The 5003-nt window shown below is 67.3% G+C and carries 3 protein-coding genes and 1 tRNA gene; 2 read left to right on the top strand and 2 right to left on the bottom strand.

What is annotated here, in order from left to right; genetic code table 11:
• Together JWN21_RS09760 and JWN21_RS09765 are read left to right on the top strand one after the other, a co-directional pair.
• Positions 1-1728, top strand: a 1728-nt coding sequence (locus JWN21_RS09760) for a M13 family metallopeptidase (protein ID WP_299649098.1), incomplete at its 5' end; no start/stop codon positions are given.
• Positions 1729-1784: 56 nt separating this feature from the next.
• A tRNA-Gly gene (locus tag JWN21_RS09765) sits at positions 1785-1858 on the top strand.
• Positions 1859-2162: 304 nt separating this feature from the next.
• Here the strand turns inward: JWN21_RS09765 and paoC are convergent.
• Positions 2163-4382 (bottom strand): aldehyde oxidoreductase molybdenum-binding subunit PaoC, encoded by a 2220-nt coding sequence (paoC, locus tag JWN21_RS09770; protein ID WP_299649101.1) that lies wholly within the window; start codon positions 4380-4382, stop codon positions 2163-2165.
• 4 nt (positions 4383-4386) lie between these two features.
• A partial coding sequence (locus JWN21_RS09775; RefSeq protein ID WP_299649103.1) for an FAD binding domain-containing protein occupies positions 4387-5003 on the bottom strand: 617 nt, incomplete at its 5' end.

Here is a 5003-nt window from a genome sequence, read left to right on the forward strand (position 1 = left end):
GCGCAGCAGATGGGCGACCTCTACGCCAGCTTCATGGACACCGCAGCGATCGAACGCGCGGGAACGACGCCGCTGCGCCCCTATTTCGCGAAGATCGACGCGGCCAACGACAAGAACAAGCTGCAGACGCTGTTCGCCACGGTCGGTTATGCGTCGCCGGTCGAGATCGGCCAGTTGCCCAACCCCAGCGACCCGACCCAATATGTCGCCGCCGCCAACCAGGGCGACCTGGGCATGGGCGGCCGCGACTATTACCTGCTCGAGGGGGCGAAGTACGACACCTACCGCACCGCCTACCGTGCTTATGTCGAGAAGATGCTGACTCTCTCCGGCCTGTCGGACGCCAGCGCCCGGGCCGACCGCATCATCGCGCTCGAGACCGCGATGGCAAAGGTCCATTGGTCGCCCGTCCAGCAGCGCGACCTGATGGCGATGCTCAAGCCGATGGACGCTGCGGGCCGCGCGGCGTTGGCACCGCAATTCGACTGGCCGCTGATGCTGCGGACGGCGGGCTATGATCGCTTTCCCACCGTCATCATGGCGACCTCCACGGCGTTGACCGAGCTGGGCAAGCTGTACGCCGTGACGCCGGTGTCGACCTGGCAGGACTGGCTGAAGTTCAACTTCGTGCGCGGGCGTGCCAGCGTGCTGCCCAAGGCGTTCGATGACGCAACGTTCGACTTCTACGGCAAGACGTTGAGCGAGCAGCCGGCCCAGCGCGACCGCTGGAAACGCGGTATCGGGCTGGTCAACGGTGTGCTGGGCGAACAGGTCGGCCAGATCTACGTCAAGCGCCACTATCCGGCGGAGAGCAACGCCAAGATGGGCGAGTTGATCGCCGACCTTCGCGCCAGCTTCGGCGAGCGCATCACCGGCGCCAAGTGGATGGACGAGGCGACCCGCGCCAAGGCGCTGGTCAAGCTCGCCGCGTTCGATCCGCGCATCGGCTACCCGACCAAATGGATCGATTACTCCAGCCTCAAGGTGACGCGCGGCGACCCGGTCGGCAACGCCATGCGCGCGGCCGAGTTCGGGCATCAGCTCCAGCTGTCGCGGCTGGGCAGGCCGGTCGATCGCGCACTGTGGGACATGACGCCGCAGACGGTGAACGCCTATTACAACCCGCTCGCCAACCAGATCACCTTTCCAGCCGCGATCCTGCAGGCGCCGATGTTCGATCCCAAGGCGGACGCGGCGGTCAATTACGGCGCGATCGGCGCGGTCATCGGTCACGAGATGGGGCACGGCTTCGACGATCAGGGCAGCCGCTTCGGCCCCACCGGCAAGTTCGAGAACTGGTGGACGCCCGCCGCCAGCGCCGCGTTCAAGGAGCGCACAAAGGTGCTGGTCACCCAGTTCGACCAGTATGAGCCGATCCCCGGCACCAAGGTGAAGGGCGAGCTGACGCTGGGCGAGAATATCGGCGATCTTGGCGGCGTCGAGGCGGCGTACGGCGCGTATCAGAGATATCAGGCCAAGAACGGCCGCGCGCCGGTGATCGACGGCCTCACCGGCGACCAGCGGTTCTTCCTCGCCTATGCCCAGGCATGGCGCGCGAAGCTGCGCGAGGGCGCCGCGCGCGCCCGGCTGCTCACCGATCCGCACTCGCCGGCCTATTACCGGGTCAACGGAATCGTGCGCAACGTTGACGCCTGGTACACGGCGTTCGATGTCAAACCCGGCGACAAGATGTATCTTGCCCCCGAGCAGCGCGTGAAGATCTGGTGATTGTTGACGGCGGCGCGCGGCCTGTGCCACGCGCCGTTGTGCCCGGAGTGTAACGGGCGGGTGTAGCTCAATGGTAGAGCAGAAGCCTTCCAAGCTTATGACGAGGGTTCGATTCCCTTCACCCGCTCCACATTCGCGCTGAGCCATGGGAGTGCGCCATTCCAGCGCACGACCGACGCCGCGGGGCTCATAGCTGCAGTACCAGCCACCGCCGCATGCTCTACCTGCGGGACACCGCTGGCCGTCCTGTAACAATCCCGGTTAGGGCCGCGCATCCCCGAGAGTCCGCCAGCGAAGCGGTGGGGAATGAAAAGGCGCGCACGGGGAGGACCGTGCTGCCACCTCCAAGACCAAATACGGGCGAGGCCGCCCCCATCCATCGAGCCGGTCAGTCCAGCACAGCTCACCCTCCCCGGCAGCCGTATGCAGATGCCTCAAACGATCGCCGGCAGCCGGTCCAAGTGCTTGTCGAGCGTCAACGGGTAGTCGCGCAGGCGCACTCCGGTCGCGTTGTACATGGCGTTGGCGACTGCAGCGCCGACTCCGCACAGCCCCAGCTCGCCGACGCCCTTGGCCTTGAGCGGATTGGCCATCTCATCGGCCTCGTCGAGGAACACGACCTCCTGGTGCGGGATGTCGGCGTGCACGGGCACTTCGTAACCGGCGAGATCGTGGTTGATGAACAGCCCAAAACGCTTGTCCACCGCCAGCTCCTCCATCAGCGCCGAACCCACCCCCATTGTCATCGCGCCGATCACCTGGCTTCGCGCCGAAGTGGGGTTGATGATCCTGCCGGCCGCGCAGACAGCCAGCATCCGTCGGAGCCGGGTCGCGCCGGTATAGGCGTCGACACCGACCTCGACGAAATGGGCGCCGAAGGTCGAGATCTGGTAGGTCTTGCCCAGCTTGCCGAACTCGATCCTGTCTTCGGCGACCAGTGCGCCGCTGGCGGCGGCCTGCCGCAGGTCGGCCGTCCGACCTGCGGCGCGGACCTTGCCGCCCTCGAAGACCGCATCGGCGGGCTCGACGCCAAGCCGCTGAGCGACCAGTTCGCGCAGCTTCACGCACGCGGCGTAGACCCCTGCCGTCGATGACGGTGCGCCGAACTGCCCACCCGAGCCCGCCGACACGGGATAGGCCGAGCTGCCCAGCCTGACGACCACATCCATGGCGGCGACGCCCATCATCTCGCCCGCGGTCTGCGCCAGGATGGTGTAACTGCCGGTGCCGATGTCGGTCATGTCGGTCTCGACCGTCACCACCCCGTCGCGATCCAGGCTGACCCGCGCGCCCGAGGGCACGTTGATGTGGTTGCGGAACGAGGATGCGACGCCCATCCCGACCATCCAACGACCGTCACGCACCTGAGCGCTCTTGGGATTGCGCTTCGACCAGCCGAACCGCTCCGCGCCTTCCTCGAGGCAACGGACCAGCTGGCGCTGCGAGAAGCGCCGCTTGGCGTCCTTCGGGTCGACCTGCGTGTCGTTCTTCACGCGGAAGGCGACCGGGTCCATGCCCAGCTGCTCGGCCATCTCGTCCATCGCGATCTCGAGCGCCATCATCCCCGGCGCCTCGCCCGGCGCGCGCATTGCGTTGCCCTCGGGCAGGTCCATGACCGCGAGTCGCAGCGACGTGAGACGATTGGCACCCGCGTAAAGCAGCTCGGTCTGGTTCACCGCCGTTTCGGGGCCCCCGCCGGGCAGATCGCCCGACCCGCTTTCGTGCGCGATCGCGGTGATGGTGCCGTCACGCATCGCGCCGATCCGGATCCGCTGCCGGGTCGCCGGGCGATGGGTGGTGTTGTTGGCGATGATGGGACGCTGCAGCGCCAGCTTGACGGGGCGCTTCGCGGCGCGCGCGCCGAGCGCCGCGAGCACCGCGTCGGTGCGCAGGAACAGCTTGCCGCCAAAGCCGCCGCCCACATAGGGCGACAGGAAAGTGATCTTCTCCTTGGGCATGCCCAGCGTGGTGGCCAGGTCCGTGCGGCCCCAGTCGATCATCTGATTCGACGTCCACACGGTCAGCTCGTCGCCCGTCCAGCTCGCGATCGAGGCGAACGGCTCCATCATCGCGTGGCTGTGATCGGGCGTGGTGTAGCGCTGGTCGAGCTTCACCGGCGCTGCGGCGAACGCCTGTTCGAACTTGCCGACGCGGTGCTCGGGCGGAGACTCGCTGCCTTCGCCGCTGTCGCCGCCGTGCAGCGGCGCGGTCTTGATCTCCTCGTCGAGATCGAATCGGCCCTTTGCGCGCACGTAATCGACGCGCACCAGGCCGGCGGCCGCTCGCGCCTGCTCGAACGTCTCGGCCACGACGATCGCGATCGCCTGGTGGTAATGGTCCACGTCGGGACCGCCGATCAGCTTGGCGGTGTTGTACTTGCCCTTGCCGAGCCTGCCCGCGTCCGCCGCCGTGACGATCGCCAGCACGCCCGGCGCGGCGCGAGCGTCGGCCAGATCCATGGAGCGGATGCGGCCCTTCGCGATCGCTGAACCCACCACGTAGCCATAGGCCGCGTTCTTCACCTCACGGTGGTATTCGTATGCATAAGGAGCAAGGCCGGTGGTCTTGAGCGGACCGTCGATCCGGGGATGGGCGCGCCCAACGACCTTCATTCGATCGATCGGGTTGGTCGTTGCGGGAGTGTCGAATTTCATGGGATCAGGCCCCCTTCTGGTCGGCGGCTTGCATGATGACCGCAGCCAGCGCGCGGGTGGCGAGCGGCAGCTTGAACGCATTGTCCTCCCGCGGCGTCGCGCCCTGGAAGGCGCGCGCGGTGACCGCGGCGGCGCCCTGCGGCAGCAAGGCCTCCGCTGCTTCGACGCGCCACGGCTTCGGGGCGACGCCGCCGAAGGCCACGCGGCCCGTGCCGTTGTCGTGGATCACCGCAGCCACTGACACCAGGGCATAAGCATAGGACGCCCGGTCGCGAACCTTCTCGTAGAAATGCCTGCCGCCGAGCGGGCGCGGCAGCGTCACGGCGGTGATGAGTTCTCCGCTGCGCAGGTTGGTGTCGATCTCCGGGCGGTCGCCCCACAGCCGATGGAAGTCGGCAATCGGGATGGAACGCTGCTGCCCGCTGGCGTCCACCGTCTCGATTACGGCATCAAGAACGCGCATGGCCACCGCCATGTCGCCGGGGAAGGTGGCGATGCACTTGTCGGACACGCCGATCACGCCGAGCTGACGCGAATAGCCGCCGATCGCCGAGCATCCGGACCCCGGCCTGCGTTTGTTGCAGGCCATGTTGGTATCGTAGAAATACGGGCAACGGGTGC

The sequence above is a fragment of the Sphingomonas bacterium genome (assembly GCF_028292945.1).
GTDB lineage: Bacteria > Pseudomonadota > Alphaproteobacteria > Sphingomonadales > Sphingomonadaceae > Sphingomonas.